Below are 16,552 nucleotides of genomic sequence, written 5' to 3' on the forward strand. Positions count from 1 at the left end.
TAGGCTACATTAATTTGTAAAACTTTTTCGCTTAAATTCACTTAGAAGAATTGCGGTTGCGGTTGCCACGTTTAGGCTTTCGGTTTCTTTAAGTCCTCCAAAACGCGGAACGCTTATTTTCTTTTGGATTAATTCTTCAATTTTAGTTGAAATCCCATTGGCTTCATTTCCCATAACCAGGATTGCTTTTTCTACGGTTTCGCTTTTATAAATATTCTCCCCTTCCATAAAAGCACCGTAAACCGGTAGTTTAGAATTTGTAAGGAAAGTTTTTAAATCGCAATAAATAATATTCACCCTCGCCAAAGATCCCATGGTAGCCTGTACCACTTTAGGATTATAACAATCTACCGAATCCCGGGAGCAAACCAAATTGGTTATCCCAAACCAATCGCAAAGCCTTATGATGGTGCCTAAATTGCCGGGATCGCGAATACCATCTAAAGCAAGAGTTAGGTCTTCTTCGGGAACGATTTTTTCTTCTGGAATTCCAAATAATGCCAATGCCGTTTGCGGGGTTTTTAAAAAACTTATTTTTTTAAGTTCCTGCTCATCAATTGTTTGGATTTCATCAGGTTTCAGTCCAAAATCCGCATCTAAAGTAAAGAGCCGGTTCAGCCTAAAATTAGAATTTATAAGCTCACTAATTGTTTTAAAACCTTCGGCTACAAAAAGTCCGTGTTTATAACGGTATTTTTTTTGTGCAAGACTGGTTATTAACTTAATTTGGCTTTTACTAACCATACAAAAAATGTAATTTTGATCTCTTAAAAATGTGTGTTTGAATCGGCATTTCGCAAAAATATCATTATTTTTTTTAAGCCTGCTTTTTTTAATTTCCTGTAATGCCGTTAAACGCGTAGAGGGTAATGATAAATTGCTCACTGAGAATGAAATTTTCGTTAACAACGAAAAGATCAAAGAAGCACGTATTTACAATCAACTTTACCAGGAGCCTAGCACCAGTTTCCTGGGAATACCGCTAAGACTTCATTTTTATAATCTAGCCCGGCCAGATATTGATTCTATTTTAAGTGAAAAGTACCTTGAAAATGAAAGCAAGAAAAATACGCTGGTCGATATTCTCTCTTACAAACAATTTGAAAAATTTCTGCACTCCCGAAAATCTTTTAACGAGTGGATAAAAAGAACCGGGGAAGAACCTGTTATTGTAAGTGAAGAAGAAACCCGGAAATCAGTTAATCGGCTCAACTCCTGGTACTGGAACAATGGCTGGTTTAATGTAGAAACCGATTATGAAATAATTCCTTCGGAAAATAAAAAAAAACGCGCCCGTGTTGAATATGAAGTAACTACCGGAGAGGCCTATCACTTAGACTCCATTACCACTAATATTGCATCTAAAGTTATAGATTCTTTATACGAGCTTCATAAAAACGAATCTATAATCAAAGAAGGAACACAATATAAAACCTTAGATATAAATGAAGAACGAGACCGTTTAACTTCACTTTTTAGAAATAACGGGGTTTATAATTTTGACCAGGAATATATAAGTTTTGATGCCGATACCATTAATACTGGCAAAAAAGTAAATACTACTTTAATTATAAAAAACCGATTTGCCTCAGAAGAAGACACCACATCCCGGGTGCCTTTTAAAATTCACGAAATTAGCAAGGTTAATATTTTTACCGATTATAAATACGCCAATAGAAATCAGCCTTTAACCGATAGTGTTACCACCGAAGAAGGATATACCCTTTATAGTTTTGACAAATTGCGTTATAAACCCGAAGCAATAACCGATGCTGTTTTTATTAGACCGGGAAACACCTATAGCGATATTTCCCGTTCCCGAACTTACAATCGATTAAATTCTTTGCGGGTTTTTAAATATCCCAACGTACAATTTACACCAGATCCTGCCGATTCTACCCGCACCGATTTGGTTGCCAATATTTTTCTAACTCCGCAGCCAAAATATTCCCTCGGTTTCGATTTTGATATTTCCCAAAGTAATATTCAAAAATTTGGTATTGGCGGCGGCGGCTCCCTCTTAATAAGAAATATATTTGGCGGTGCCGAGAATTTTGAAATTTCTGGACGTGGAAGTATAGGTTCGTCTACAGATGCTGCAATAAGCGGAAATGACGATCGCTTTTTTGATATTTCAGAAATTGGCGCCGATCTTAAACTCACTTTTCCCAGGATTTTTCTACCAATTAATACCGAAAAATTTATTCCTAAGTACATGCAGCCCTTTACTTCACTAAGTTTAGGAGTAAGCACACAAAACAATATTGGTTTAGATAAAAGAAACCTTTCGGGAATTATGAATTACCGGTGGAACCCTTCTCACCAGCTTTCTAACCGTGTAGATCTTTTAAACATTCAATATGTAAGAAATTTGAATATTGATAATTATTTCAATGTTTACAGAAACTCATATAACGATCTTAACGAGATTCTCCAGTCTGGTAGTATCGTTACAAATCCCGATTATTTAAATGAAGAAGGCTTGTTAAGCATCCCAACTGGCGCCGAGAGTTTTATTCGTGATGTTTCTAATAACACGGGAGGCACTACTGGTTTGAATGAAGATCAAGCTCAGTTAGTAAATAATATAGGTGAAAGAAAAACTCGGTTAACAGAGAACAACCTCATATTTGCTTCTAATTACACCTATTTATGGAACACAAAAAAGAATCTCTACGACCAGGAATTTACCCGCTTTAGGTTTAAAATTGAAACCGCAGGGAATGTACTTTCTGCAGTTTCTTCTTTAGCCGGTTTTGAGAAAAACGAGAATGGAAATTATGATGTATTAGGGGTAAACTTCTCTCAATATATTAAAACCGAACTCGATTTTATAAAGCATTGGGATATGGGGCAGAGTAATATACTGGCCTTTCGGGCTTTTGGCGGGGTTGCCATACCATATGGCAACGCCAACAGCATCCCGTTTGTAAGAAGTTTTTTCGGCGGCGGCCCCAACGATAACAGGGCGTGGCGTGCTTACGATCTTGGCCCCGGCAGTAGCGGCGGCCGTAACGAATTTAATGAAGCCAATATGAAATTGGCATTTAATATGGAATACCGCTACAACCTTTTTGGCTCCCTAAATTCGGCTGTTTTTGTAGATGTAGGGAATATATGGAATGTACTGGATATTGTTGAAGATGAAGATGCTACTTTTGAATCGTTTTCCGACCTTAAGAATATTGCAGTAGGCTCCGGTTTCGGACTTAGATACGATTTTAACTTTTTTGTTCTCAGGTTTGATATTGGCTTTAAAACCTACGACCCAGCCCAGCCAGATGATAAACGCTGGTTTAGAAATTACAACTTTAATAATGCTGTATACAATGTAGGGATCAATTATCCTTTCTAAGCCAACATATTTTCTTATTTTTGCTTTTCTAATTCAACTAAAATTATGAGTCACAACATTAAACCAGGCGTAGCCACAGGAAAAGAAGTACAGAAAATCTTTAATTATGCTAAGGAAAAGGGATTTGCCCTTCCGGCAGTAAACGTTATAGGTTCCAGTAGTGCAAATGCAGTAATGGAAACCGCCGCAGAACTAAATTCACCCGTAATTATTCAATTCTCTAATGGAGGTGCCCAGTTTAACGCTGGAAAAGGACTTTCTAACGATGGTGAAAAAGCCGCTGTTGCAGGTGCCGTTGCCGGTGCAAAGCATATTCACGAACTTGCCGAAGCCTACGGTGCTGTAGTAATTCTACATACAGACCATTGTGCAAAAAAATTGCTTCCCTGGATAGACGGAATGCTAGACGCCAGTGAAAAACATTTTGAGCAATTTGGGAAACCTCTTTATAGCTCACATATGATAGATCTTTCTGAAGAATCTCTTGAAGAAAACATTGAAATCTGCAAGAAGTATCTTGAAAGAATGAGCAAAATGGGCATGACCCTTGAAATTGAACTTGGCGTAACAGGTGGTGAAGAAGATGGTGTAGATAATACCGATATTGATTCTTCTAAACTATATACCCAACCAGAAGAAGTTGCTTACGCTTACGAAGAATTAAGCAAAGTTAGTGACCAGTTCACTATCGCTGCCGCTTTTGGTAATGTACACGGAGTTTATAAGCCAGGTAACGTAAAACTTACCCCGGTAATTCTTAAAAACTCTCAGGAACACATTACTAAAAAATACGGTGTAGAAGAAAATCATATAGATTTTGTATTCCACGGAGGTAGTGGTTCTACTGTTGAAGAAATTCGCGAAGGAATTAGCTACGGAGTAATTAAGATGAATATCGATACCGATCTTCAATACGCTTACCTTGAAGGTATTCGTGATTATATGGGAGAAAAGAAAGATTATCTTGCTGCACAAATTGGTAATCCTGAAGGAAGCGATGTACCTAACAAGAAATATTACGATCCAAGAAAATGGTTACGTGAAGGAGAAATTACTTTCAAAACCCGACTTAAAAAGGCTTTTGAAGATCTTAACAACGTAAATACTTTATAAATCTAATTTTATAACAGCTGGAATTTTTTAGAATTCCGGCTGTTTTTATTTTAAGTAAAACTTTCGGTTTATCCCTATATAAATAAACTGAAACCTGAAACCTGAAAATAAATGGCTTGGTTTAAAAGAACACAAAAAGGAATTCAAACCCCAACAGAACACAAAAAAGATGTTCCAAAGGGACTTTGGTACAAATCACCAACCGGCAAGATTGTAGATGCAGAGCAGCTGGAAAGCAATTTTTATGTGAGTCCGGAAGATGGCTATCACGTAAGAATTGGAAGTAAAGAATATTTCAAAATCCTTTTTGATGATAATGAATTCAAAGAATTGGATAAAGATATTACATCTAAAGATCCTTTGAATTTTAAGGATACCAAAAAATACACCGATCGTTTAAAAGCAGCCCAGGAAAAAACCGATCTTAAAGACGCAGTACGTACTGCAGTTGGAAAATCTAAAGGAAGAGAATTGGTAATTGCGTGTATGGATTTTAGATTCATTGGTGGTTCAATGGGATCTGTAGTAGGTGAAAAAATTGCCCGTGCTGCAGATTATGCGTTAAAAAACGAACTTCCTTTAATGGTGATTTCTAAATCTGGCGGCGCAAGAATGCAGGAAGCAGCTTTATCTTTAATGCAGTTGGCAAAAACTTCGGTTAAATTAGCCCAGCTTGCCGATGCACGTCTTCCTTATATTTCTCTAGCCACAGATCCTACAACTGGAGGCACCACGGCTTCTTTTGCAATGTTAGGTGATATTAATATTTCTGAACCCGGCGCGTTAATTGGATTTGCAGGGCCACGTGTAGTAAAAGACACTACCGGGAAAGACCTGCCAAAAGATTTTCAAACTTCAGAATTTCTTAAGGAAAAAGGTTTTTTAGATTTCATTACCCACAGGTCCGAGCTTAAGAATAAAGTGAACCTCTATTTGGATCTTATTCAAAATCAACCGGTAAGAGCTTAAAATAAAATAGAAAAAGATATTCTATAAATAGGTAATTATTTAGAAAGTAGTATCTTTGCCGCCTGACGGAAAAACTGTCAATACATAAAAATCATTAAAATTAATATTGGAATGTATTTAGCCAAAGAAAGAAAAGAAGAAATTTTTGAGAAGCACGGAAAAAGCAAAACCGACACTGGTTCTGCTGAAGGACAAATTGCTTTGTTCACCTACCGAATCTCTCACCTTTCTGATCACTTAAAAAAGAATCGTAAAGACTACAACTCAGAGCGTTCTTTGGTAAGACTGGTTGGTAAAAGAAGGAGCTTGCTTGATTACTTAATGAAGAAAGATATTATGAGATATCGTGCTATCGTTAAAGAATTAGGATTAAGAAAATAAATTTCAAAAGGGGGCTTTACGCCCCCTTTTTTTATATAATAGTAATTTGTAAATTACTTGGGGCGAATTCTATTAAATTAAATAGAAACAAGCCCTGAAATATTTTAAAACTCGATTATCGAGTAAAATTGTCGCTCAACGAGAGTAGTTTTTCATTGGTCTACACAACACACAACAACACAACTCCCGGCCGCCCGGTATAGGCGGAGACCATTGTATAACAAGATCTGGTGAAGTTATTCAGATCATTAGAAGAATTCAAAATTATTATGATTCCACAAACATTTAAAGAGGTTATCGATTTAGGAGATGGAAGAGAAATCTCTATCGAAACCGGAAAATTAGCAAAACAGGCCCACGGGTCGGTTGTTGTTCAAATGGGCAACGCCATGTTGCTTTGTACTGTAGTATCTTCTTACAAAGAAAGTACTATGGATTTCTTTCCATTAACTGTAGATTACAGGGAAAAATTTGCTGCCGCAGGTCGTTACCCAGGCGGTTTCTTTAAAAGAGAAGCAAGACCAAGTGACGGTGAAGTTTTAACAATGAGAATTGTAGACCGCGTATTGCGCCCACTTTTCCCATCAGATTATAGAACTGAGACTCAGGTAATGATCCAGTTGATGTCTCACGACGAAGAAGTTATGCCAGATGCTTTGGCAGGACTTGCTGCTTCGGCCGCTATTCAGCTTTCAGACATCCCTTTTGAAACCGCTATTTCTGAAGCTCGTGTAGCTAGAATAGAAGGTGAATTTGTGATTAACCCAAGCCGTAGCCAGTTGCTAGAATCAGACATCGATATGATTATTGGTGCTTCTTCAGATTCTGTAATGATGGTTGAAGGTGAGATGAAAGAAATTTCAGAAGAAGAGATGGCCGAGGCTATTCAATTCGCTCACGAACACATTAAAAAACAAATAGACGCGCAATTGCGTCTTGCAGAAGCTTTTGGTAAAAAACCGGTTAGGGAATATGCCACTGCTGAAGAAAAAGAAGATATAGAGAAAAAAGTTCGCGATGCGGCTTACGATAAAATTTACGAGATTGCTAAAGGCGGTCACGGTAAAAAAGAACGTAGCGAAGCTTTTTCTGCAGTAAAAGATGAAGTTTTAGCTTTATTTTCTGAAGAGGAATTAGAAGAAAATGAAAAGCTGATCAAGAAATATTATAGCAAAACTGAAAAAGAAGCGGTAAGAGAACTTACTCTTGCTGAAGGTATTCGTCTTGATGGTAGAAAAACCGATGAGATTAGACCTATCTGGTGTGAAACCGATTATTTACCATCGGTACACGGTTCCGCTATCTTTACTCGTGGGGAAACTCAGGCTTTGGCAACTGTTACTTTGGGTACTTCCAGAGAAGCAAACACCATAGATATGCCAACTCACCAGGGCGAAGAAACTTTCTACTTGCATTATAACTTCCCTCCATTTTGTACCGGAGAAGCTTACCCGATAAGAGGTACTTCAAGACGTGAAATTGGACACGGAAACCTTGCACAACGTGCATTAAAAGGAATGATTCCTGAAAACAATCCTTACACTGTAAGAATTGTTTCTGAAGTATTGGAATCTAACGGCTCGTCTTCTATGGCAACGGTTTGCGCCGGAACTATGGCAATGATGGATGCCGGGGTTAAAATGAAGAAACCGGTTTCTGGTATCGCTATGGGATTAATTTCTGATGGTGAGCGTCACGCTGTACTTTCAGACATTCTTGGAGATGAAGATCACCTTGGTGATATGGACTTTAAAGTAACCGGAACGGCTGACGGGATTACCGCTTGCCAAATGGATATTAAAGTAAAAGGATTGCCTTACGAAATTTTAGTAAAAGCGCTAAAACAAGCTCGTGCAGGAAGACTTCATATTCTTGAAAAACTGACTGATACTATTGCTGAGCCGAACGAAAATGTTAAAGCTCACGCTCCAAAAATCATTACCAGAAGAATTCCTAACGAATTTATTGGTGCAATGATTGGGCCTGGAGGAAAAGTAATTCAGGAACTTCAAAAAACTACAGGAACTGAGATCGTAATTAACGAAGACCCCGTAACCGAAGAAGGTATTATTGAAATCCTTGGAACTAGTCAGGAAGGAATTGATAAAGTTCTTGCTAAAATAGACTCTGTAACTTTTAAGCCGGAAAAAGGCAGTGTTTACGAAGTAAAAGTTATCAAAGTTCTTGACTTTGGTGCTGTAGTAGAATATCTTGATGCTCCTGGCAACGAGGTTTTACTTCACATATCTGAACTGGCGTGGGAACGTACCGATAATGTTACAGATATTGTAAACCTTGGTGATGTAATAGATGTAAAATACTTTGGTGTAGACCCTAAAACCCGTAAGGAAAAAGTTTCAAGAAAAGCTTTACTTGAAAAACCTGAAGGTTACCAGGCAAGACCACCAAGAGACAACGATCGTAACGACAGAGGTCGTGACAACCGCGGTTCTCGAGATAATCGTGGCCGTGATGATCGCAGAGGCAGAGATAATAAAGATCGTAGAAATAACGATTAATTAGTCTTAAGCTTTATAAACTAAAATCCCCGGAAAGTAATTTTCGGGGATTTTTTATGCAGTTTATTAGGTGTCTTTTTAAACGTCAAGCTGAACTTGTTTCAGCTTTTAATCGTCATCCTGAATTTATTTCAGGATCTAATTAGTTTCAAAATAATCATGTTAGATCTCCGAATAAATTTCGGAGCAAGCTCTGAAACAATCCCGAAGCTTCGGGACAGAATGACGAAAAAGAATATTTTTGAAATTCATATTTTGAATATTTTACAATATTTTTTGCGTTAGGGATTGCAGCGGAAAGCCCACAGCGAGTGGAACGAGCGAGGACTTGAAGCGTAAAGCCCGACCCGCAGGGTAACGCCCAAATAAAATTAATAAGGTTTTTTGTAACATTTCGACTACTCCTTGCGTATAAACTAGTACAAGAGCTATTCATAATTAAAATCCAAGGAGACGATAGATGAGACAACTTAAGATTACGAAGCAGGTAACAAACCGTGAGACTGCTTCGTTAGACAAGTATTTGCAAGAAATTGGTAAAGTTGATCTAATTACTGCCGATGAAGAGGTAGAATTAGCACAACGAATTAAAGCGGGTGATGACCGCGCTTTAGAAAAATTAACTAAAGCGAATTTACGTTTTGTGGTGTCGGTTGCAAAACAATATCAAAATCAGGGGTTAACCCTACCCGACCTTATTAATGAAGGAAATTTAGGATTAATTAAAGCTGCGAAACGTTTTGATGAAACGCGTGGTTTTAAATTTATCTCCTATGCAGTATGGTGGATTCGCCAGTCTATTCTTCAGGCACTGGCCGAGCAGTCGCGTATTGTTCGTTTACCATTGAATAAAATTGGATCTATTAACAAGATCAACAAAACTTTTGCTTTCTTAGAACAATCTCATGAGCGCCCTCCAAGTGCTGAAGAAATTGCGAAAGAGCTGGACATGACGATTAATGATGTAAAGGAATCTATGAAGAATTCTGGCCGTCACGTCTCTATGGATGCTCCTTTGGTAGAAGGTGAAGATTCTAACCTTTATGATGTATTACGTTCCGGGGAATCTCCAAACCCTGATAAAGAACTTCTACACGAATCTTTAAGAACCGAGATTGAGCGTGCTTTAGAAACCTTAACTCCGCGTGAAGCAGATGTTATTCGTTTGTATTTTGGTCTTGGAGACCAGCACCCAATGACGCTTGAAGAAATTGGTGAAACTTTTGATCTAACAAGAGAAAGAGTTAGACAGATTAAAGAAAAAGCGATTAGAAGATTGAAACATACTTCTAGAAGCAAGATCCTGAAAACTTATTTGGGATAAGATATTTAAGATGACAACAGTTAATGCCGGCGACGGCCGGCTAACATAACTGTTCGTTTTTTGATTGATGAATGACCCCGGCGTGATGAACCGGGGTTTTTTTTATGCCCATTTTATTCTTTTTAAAATATTAGCCAGTCGAAAAATAATTAACACAAGCTAATCTTTTGTTAATCAGCCACTCTTCTCTTTAATACATTTTCAAATTCTAATATCTTATCCTTTCTTTTAAATAGATTAAGGATATGAAAGATGGAGGTAAAATTTTAATTGTGGGTGCTTCGGGATCTCTGGGTACAGAAATTATACATTTACTTACAGAGGAAGGAAAAGAAATACGGGCATTAACCCGCTCTGATAAAGGCGTTTCAAAACTTTCAAAGTATACCGATGATGTGTGGAAAGGTGATGCAGCTAAAGACCAGGAAGGGATTAGAGGTATCACCAAAAATATTACCACAGTAATTTCTGCACTCGGAAAAAGTGTGAGTCTTTTTACACCTTCCGAAGAATCTTTTATGGAAAGTGATTTTAGAGCAAATAGAAATCTCTTGAAAGATGCTGTTAAAAACGGGGTGCAGCGTTTTATTTATGTATCTATTATGGGCGCAGATTCTTCTAAAGATTTCAGCATAGCCCGCGCTCATAAATTGTTTGAAAAAGAATTAAAAAGTTCGGGGATAGCCTATACAATTGTAAGGCCGGTAGGCTTCTATTCGGGCTTAAACGATCTTGCTATAATGGCCAAACGCAAAGTAATTCCTTTAATTGGCTCGGGAGAAGCAAAAACTAACAGTATTCATCATAAAGATCTCGCTAAAGTTGTGGTTTCGTTTATTAACAATGGTCCCAAAATCGCAAAAGTAGGCGGTCCAAATGTTCATACCAGGCGTGAAATGGCCGAAATGATAAAAGAAATTGTTGGCGGAGAAATAATTGAAATCCCCGAACCTATGGCTAAAATAAGTGCGAGCCTGGGTTTGCCAAAAATTTTCAGTGAAGGAATTAATGATAAACTGGATTATTTTACCTTTATTACTACTAACGATATGATTGGGGAATCTAATGGAAAAATTTCCTTTCGGGAGTATCTTGGAAATCTTGACCTTAAAAAAATCACTTAATGTCTTTAAATTACGATGCTATTATAATTGGAAGCGGCTCTAATGGAATTTCAGCCGCGATATATTTGCAACAAAAAGGACTTAAAACAGCCATATTTGAACAGGCAGCTACTCCCGGTGGCTCCACAAGAACCCAGGAATTAACCTTACCGGGATTTAAACACGATGTAGGTTCGGCCATATTACCCATGGGATTTGGCTCTCCCTTTTTAAGAAGTTTACCTCTTGAAGAACATGGCCTGGAATGGATATTTCCGGAAATCCCATACGCTCATCCATTTACAGATGGTACTGCCCACGCCTGTTATCCCAATATAAAAAAAACAGCAGCTCAACTGGGCGAGGACGAATCTTCATATGTTAACCTATTTGAACCCCTGGTAAAAGACTGGGAAAAATTAGAGAACGATCTTTTAGGGCCTTTGGGAATTCCACAACATCCATTAGATTTTATAAAATTTGGTTTAAAAGCTCTGCCCTCGGCTAAATTACTGGCCAGACATTATTTTAAAAATGAAAAATCAAGGGTGTTTTTTTACGGCTCTGCTGCACATTCAACCTTACCGCTAAATAGCCTCGCTTCAGCATCATTTGGGCTTGTATTAAGTACCATGGCGCATAAATATAACTGGCCATTTCCAAAAGGCGGGGCGCAAAATTTTATAAATAGTATGTTGAGTTACTATACTTCTATTGGCGGCGAATTACACCTTGAAAAGAATATAACTCAGCTGGATGGACTTCCGGAATCGAAAACTTATTTATTCGATTTAACCCCGAAGCAATTATTAAAAATAAAGGGAACAGATTTTCCCGGTATTTATAGAAAAAGAATGGATTCTTTTAAATATGGCGCCGGTGTTTTTAAAGTAGATTGGGCGCTAAGCAAACCCATTCCATTTACCAATGAAAAATGCCGAAATGCAGGAACGGTACATATTGGATTTTCTGAAGAAGAAATGGAGGAATCAGAGCAAAGTATACATCAAGAAAACATGACACAAACTCCTTATGTACTGGTAGCGCAGCATAGTATTTTTGATAATACCAGAGCTCCGGAAGGTCAACATACGGCCTGGGCATATTGCCACGTCCCGAATGGTAATACCGAGGATTTTTCAAAGATAATTGAAGATCAAATAGAGCGCGCCGCCCCTGGGTTTAAAGACTGTATTTTAAAAAAATCTACTATGAACTCGGTGCAATTGCACGCTTTTAATCCTAATATAATTGGTGGTGATATTAATGGCGGAAAACAGGATATTACCCAGCTTTTTACCCGGCCTATTGTAAAATTATCGCCTTACTCTACGCCTAATCCAAAAATCTATATTTGTTCTTCTTCTACACCGCCAGGCGGTGGCGTACATGGAATGTGCGGTTATAACGCAGCCCGTAAAGTAGAAAAAGATCATTTTCAGTAATTTAAAGTTTACTGAATTCACCCCGGTTTTTATAATTTTTTAAATAAATTTTCACGGTATAGAATTTCAACATTTCTTAATTTCAGTTATTTTTGAGTTCAACAACTCTTAATAATATGCGCTACGCAATAAGTTATGTGAGTACCGCTAACCCGGCACTTTCAGAAACTGAAATTCAGGAAGCTTTAGATTTTAGTAAAGACTGGAATAACAATCATAACATCACTGGCATTCTTTTATATTCACAGGGAAATTTTTTCCAGGTACTTGAAGGGGAAGAACAACTTTTAAAAGATTTGTTTGATAGAATAAAAGCTGACGAACGCCACCATAATGTTATAACAATTTTTCAGAAGGAAATTCCAAATATTCAGTTTGATGGTTACGAAGCAGATTTTATTTCTTTAGATGACCGGTACAACGACGAAAATTTTGAAACTTATCTTGCACAAATTAGTTTGTTGAATCCTTCTATTCAAAGTTCGGTAAAGTACATCCTAAATAAATTTACAGAAGGCATCAAATAAGTATAATCTTGTTATTTTTGTGTGCACACTTACAGCACAACACTTATGACAACAAAACTTATTGCCCCATCTATTCTTGCTGCCGATTTTGGTAACCTTCAGCGAGATATTGAAATGGTGAATAAAAGTGAAGCCGATTGGTTTCATATTGATATTATGGATGGCGTTTTTGTACCGAATATTTCTTACGGAATGCCCGTACTACAGGCTATTACCAAACATGCCGAAAAAACTATTGATGTTCACCTTATGATTATAGATCCCGACAGGTACATCAAGGAATTTGCGAAACTGGGAGCCGATAACCTTACAGTGCATTATGAAGCCTGCACGCATTTACACCGAACGCTACAAGCAATAAAAGCTGAAGGTATGCAAGCGGGAGTAGCTATAAATCCGCATACAAGCGTAGATTTATTGAAAGATGTGATTCAGGATATCGACATAGTATGTATAATGAGTGTAAACCCAGGTTTTGGCGGGCAAAGCTTTATTGAGAACACCTACCATAAAATTCAGCGTTTAAAGGAGCTTATTGTAACCCATAATGCTTCTACTTTAATTGAAATTGATGGTGGGGTAACTAATGAAAATGCTTCTCAACTCATAAAAGCCGGTGCCGATGTTTTGGTTGCCGGGAGCTATGTTTTTAAAGCTGAAGACCAACTGGAAACCATAAAAGACTTAAGACAACTTGCAAACTCCTAAGAATACTTACGATGTTATAATTATTGGCGGTGGCCCTATTGGTATTGCCTGCGCCCTGGAAGCCGAAAAGAAAAATCTTTCTTACCTCATCCTGGAGAAAGGCTGCCTGGTCAATTCTTTGTATCACTACCCTACTAATATGACATTCTTTTCCACTTCAGAAAAACTGGAGTTAAATGGTATTCCGTTTATTAGTAATAATCCCAAGCCCAGAAAAGCTGAAGCTTTGGAATATTATAGAAGGATAGCAACTTCAAATAAAATTAATATCAATTTATTTGAGAAAGTTACCGGAGTAGAATCTAAAAACAATTTTCATAATATTACTACCACCAAAAATAACTACACCGCTAAAAATGTAGTGGTGGCCACAGGGTTTTATGATATCCCGAATTACCTAAATATCCCCGGGGAAGACCTACCAAAAGTGGCTCATTATTATGGTGATCCTCATTATTATGCAACGCAGAAAACTATTGTAGTGGGTGCCAGTAATTCTGCTGTAGATGCTGCTTTAGAAATTTATAGAAAAGGCGGGGAAGTTACCATGATTGTTAGAAAGGAAGAAATTGGCAGAAGGGTGAAATACTGGGTGCGCCCCGATATTGATAACCGAATTAAAGAAGGAAGCATTAAAGCACTTTTTAATGCTAATTTAAAAGAAATACGAGAAACCGAAGTGGTTATTGAAACTCCCGACGGTGAACAAACCCTGGAAAACGATTTTGTGTTGATGCTTACAGGATATCGCCCAAACTTTGAATTTCTAAAAAAAATGGGGATTAAATTGTCTAATGACGGAAGGAAAATTCCGCAGTATGACAACGAAACTATGGAGACCAACGTGAAGGGAATTTATCTAGCCGGGGTAATTTGCGGAGGTGTAGAAACCCACAAATGGTTTATAGAAAACTCAAGGGTGCACGCCAAAATGATTATGGAAGATTTGGCACAAAAAGCTGAAGCCTAAAGATCTTCTAAAAACTCTTTTAGCAAAATTGCGTGATTTTGTGATTTATCTTTAGAGCCGTACAAAAGGACCAGCGTTTTTCTTTGGTCTACTTCTTCTAAATCACTTAAAATCTGACTCTTATTTTCCTTTAATTCGCTTTTATAGTTTTTGCTGAATTCATCCCAGGAAATTTTATTTTCGTGAAATTTCTTTCGTAAATCATCACCGGGAGCCCATTGTTTATACCAGTAATCCAAATGTGCTTCTTCTTTAGAAATTCCGCGTGGCCATAGCCTATCTACCAAAATCCTAATATTATCTGAAGCTTCTTTATTCTCGTAAATTCTTGAAATTTCTATATTCATAACAGTAAAAATAAAAAATCGCCTAAATAGTTTTTAATCCGTCATTCTGAAATTAATTCAGGTTGAAGAAAATAAGACTATTTAGGCGGTTATTCTATATTTGATAAAAGCGTTTTACCTACTCATCAATACAACCTCAGATGAGTTAAAAATTTCATTTCGGTTTAATAGTTTTCCGTAGAATTCTAAATCGCTTTGCTGATTTCTAAAGGATTTATCTAACCATTTACCTGCTTTATTTACCGGAATTTTATAAACCTTAATTTCAGGATAAGTGTCGGGAGATTCAGATTCGTCTATCCCAATTTCAATTTGTTTTTTCTGTTTATTGTAATAAACATATTTAGCCAGGAAATTGTGTTTAATTAAGCTTATAAACTCATCTGGTAATTCCTGACAGGTTTCGCATTCCTCTACATATTGTTTCACTAATTGCTGCAGTGAAACTCTAATTTCGTTGGTATTTAAATAAGATGCCATAGGTGTTAGTTTTTGTAAGTTTTATATGGCTAAATTATGCGGAATGTTCCTGTAGGAAAATTTTTTATAGGTAGTTTAACTCTATTTTGTTAATATATCTAAATTATCAGGGTTTAGTATCATAAAAGTTGACACGAAAACCTTTTCGCTATAAAGGTTTTGCAAAATTTCCTCATTTTCACCTTAACTTTCTATTAATATTATAATTTTTTTTGCAATTAAATACCAATTGTTCCCGTGGATTCTGTAAGGAATCTTACGACATTTCGGCTACCTTTAAGCACAAAAAGAAAAACCAATATGTCTTTAAATATAAGCGATATCCCCTATTCTATTCTTGAATTAGCTACGGTAGCTAAAGATTCCAGCGTAAAAGAAACTTTTGATCAAAGTCTTGATTTAGCCAAAAATGCCGAAAAAATGGGCTACACCAGGTTTTGGTTGGCAGAGCATCATAATATGGTGAGTATTGCCAGTTCAGCAACATCGGTGCTAATAGGGCATATTGCTGGCGGAACAAAAACAATTAAAGTTGGTTCTGGCGGAATTATGCTTCCAAACCATTCGCCGTTAATCGTGGCCGAGCAATTTGGAACTCTGGGCACACTTTATCCCAACCGAATAGACCTGGGACTGGGAAGAGCTCCGGGCACCGATCAGGTTACCGCACAAGCCATTAGGTCTGACCGCATGAAGTCGGTTTTTAAATTTCCGGAAGAAGTAAAACAAATTCAGAAATATTTTTCGCTAGAAAATGCAAAGGAACAAGTTAGAGCCGCAGTAGCTGAAGGTGTGGAAGTACCAATTTACATTTTAGGTTCCAGTACAGATAGTGCCCACCTGGCCGCCGAGCAAGGTTTACCCTATGTTTTCGCCAGTCATTTTGCACCCGCACAATTACACCAGGCACTTAGTATATATCACAATAATTTTAAGCCCTCCAAATTTTTGGAAAAACCTTATACCATTGCCGGGGTGAATATAATTGCTGCTGATACTACCGCTAAAGCGGAAAAAATCTCTACTTCTCTAATAAAAATGATGCTGGGCGTAATGAGTGGAAATATTGATTATATGCAACCTCCGGTAGAATTTACGAATGAGCACAGGGAAATCCTTGCACATCCGGGCTTTCAGCGTATGCTCCAATATGCCTTTATAGATGATGCCAAAACGATTAAAACCAAAACCGAAGCATTTTTAAAAGAAACCGGTGTTAACGAAATTATGGCAGTTTCGCATATTTATGATCATGCAGACCGGCTAAGATCTTTCGAAATATTTTCGGAAATAATGAAAGGAAATATTTAA

At 37.3% G+C, this 16,552-nt stretch carries 15 protein-coding genes; 12 read left to right on the forward strand and 3 right to left on the reverse strand.

Annotated features, from left to right (window positions below; translation table 11 throughout):
- Positions 1 to 9 precede the first annotated feature (9 nt).
- Positions 10 to 744 (reverse strand): RNA methyltransferase, encoded by a 735-nt coding sequence (locus AACZ30_RS01430; RefSeq protein ID WP_339647154.1) that lies wholly within the window; start codon positions 742 to 744, stop codon positions 10 to 12.
- A 37-nt stretch (positions 745 to 781) separates the two neighbouring features.
- On the opposite strand from AACZ30_RS01430, the gene AACZ30_RS01435 reads away from it, so the two are divergent.
- The 11 genes from AACZ30_RS01435 (at position 782) to AACZ30_RS01485 (ending at position 14,414) form a co-directional block, all read left to right on the forward strand.
- Positions 782 to 3,355: a BamA/TamA family outer membrane protein gene (locus AACZ30_RS01435; protein WP_339647157.1), complete on the forward strand. Its 2,574-nt coding sequence runs from the start codon at positions 782 to 784 to the stop codon at positions 3,353 to 3,355.
- Between the two features lie 45 nt (positions 3,356 to 3,400).
- Positions 3,401 to 4,468 carry a class II fructose-bisphosphate aldolase gene (gene fbaA, locus AACZ30_RS01440; protein ID WP_339647159.1) on the forward strand — a complete coding sequence of 356 codons (1,068 nt, stop codon included), beginning with the start codon at positions 3,401 to 3,403 and terminating at the stop codon, positions 4,466 to 4,468.
- A 111-nt stretch (positions 4,469 to 4,579) separates the two neighbouring features.
- Positions 4,580 to 5,437 carry an acetyl-CoA carboxylase, carboxyltransferase subunit beta gene (gene accD, locus AACZ30_RS01445; RefSeq protein ID WP_339647162.1) on the forward strand — a complete coding sequence of 286 codons (858 nt, stop codon included), beginning with the start codon at positions 4,580 to 4,582 and terminating at the stop codon, positions 5,435 to 5,437.
- Between the two features lie 111 nt (positions 5,438 to 5,548).
- Positions 5,549 to 5,818: a 30S ribosomal protein S15 gene (rpsO, locus tag AACZ30_RS01450; RefSeq protein WP_057480454.1), complete on the forward strand. Its 270-nt coding sequence runs from the start codon at positions 5,549 to 5,551 to the stop codon at positions 5,816 to 5,818.
- 269 nt (positions 5,819 to 6,087) lie between these two features.
- Positions 6,088 to 8,337 carry a polyribonucleotide nucleotidyltransferase gene (locus tag AACZ30_RS01455; protein ID WP_339647173.1) on the forward strand — a complete coding sequence of 750 codons (2,250 nt, stop codon included), beginning with the start codon at positions 6,088 to 6,090 and terminating at the stop codon, positions 8,335 to 8,337.
- A gap of 460 nt (positions 8,338 to 8,797) precedes the next feature.
- Positions 8,798 to 9,661, forward strand: a complete 864-nt coding sequence (locus AACZ30_RS01460; RefSeq protein ID WP_011708302.1) for a sigma-70 family RNA polymerase sigma factor — start codon at positions 8,798 to 8,800, stop codon at positions 9,659 to 9,661.
- A 245-nt stretch (positions 9,662 to 9,906) separates the two neighbouring features.
- Positions 9,907 to 10,785: an NAD(P)H-binding protein gene (locus AACZ30_RS01465; protein ID WP_339647206.1), complete on the forward strand. Its 879-nt coding sequence runs from the start codon at positions 9,907 to 9,909 to the stop codon at positions 10,783 to 10,785.
- Positions 10,785 to 12,209 carry an NAD(P)/FAD-dependent oxidoreductase gene (locus tag AACZ30_RS01470; RefSeq protein WP_339647209.1) on the forward strand — a complete coding sequence of 475 codons (1,425 nt, stop codon included), beginning with the start codon at positions 10,785 to 10,787 and terminating at the stop codon, positions 12,207 to 12,209. Before AACZ30_RS01465 ends, AACZ30_RS01470 begins: the two co-directional genes overlap by 1 nt.
- Before the next feature lie 92 nt (positions 12,210 to 12,301).
- Positions 12,302 to 12,736, forward strand: coding sequence for a BLUF domain-containing protein (locus tag AACZ30_RS01475; protein WP_339647212.1), 435 nt, complete (start codon positions 12,302 to 12,304; stop codon positions 12,734 to 12,736).
- Positions 12,737 to 12,781: 45 nt separating this feature from the next.
- Positions 12,782 to 13,444, forward strand: a complete 663-nt coding sequence (gene rpe, locus AACZ30_RS01480) for a ribulose-phosphate 3-epimerase (protein ID WP_075324684.1) — start codon at positions 12,782 to 12,784, stop codon at positions 13,442 to 13,444.
- Positions 13,431 to 14,414: a YpdA family putative bacillithiol disulfide reductase gene (locus AACZ30_RS01485; protein ID WP_339647217.1), complete on the forward strand. Its 984-nt coding sequence runs from the start codon at positions 13,431 to 13,433 to the stop codon at positions 14,412 to 14,414. Before rpe ends, AACZ30_RS01485 begins: the two co-directional genes overlap by 14 nt.
- Here the strand turns inward: AACZ30_RS01485 and AACZ30_RS01490 are convergent.
- Complete coding sequence (locus tag AACZ30_RS01490; protein ID WP_075324686.1) at positions 14,411 to 14,761, reverse strand: DUF488 family protein; 351 nt, start codon at positions 14,759 to 14,761, stop codon at positions 14,411 to 14,413. The genes AACZ30_RS01485 and AACZ30_RS01490 overlap by 4 nt on opposite strands.
- Positions 14,762 to 14,875: 114 nt before the next feature.
- Positions 14,876 to 15,241, reverse strand: coding sequence for a hypothetical protein (locus tag AACZ30_RS01495; protein ID WP_075324687.1), 366 nt, complete (start codon positions 15,239 to 15,241; stop codon positions 14,876 to 14,878).
- 300 nt (positions 15,242 to 15,541) lie between these two features.
- Here AACZ30_RS01495 and AACZ30_RS01500 point away from each other — a divergent pair, with 300 nt between their 5' ends.
- Complete coding sequence (locus AACZ30_RS01500) at positions 15,542 to 16,552, forward strand: LLM class flavin-dependent oxidoreductase (protein WP_339647222.1); 1,011 nt, start codon at positions 15,542 to 15,544, stop codon at positions 16,550 to 16,552.

Origin of the sequence: uncultured Salegentibacter sp., assembly GCF_963972535.1 — a bacterium.
GTDB lineage: Bacteria > Bacteroidota > Bacteroidia > Flavobacteriales > Flavobacteriaceae > Salegentibacter.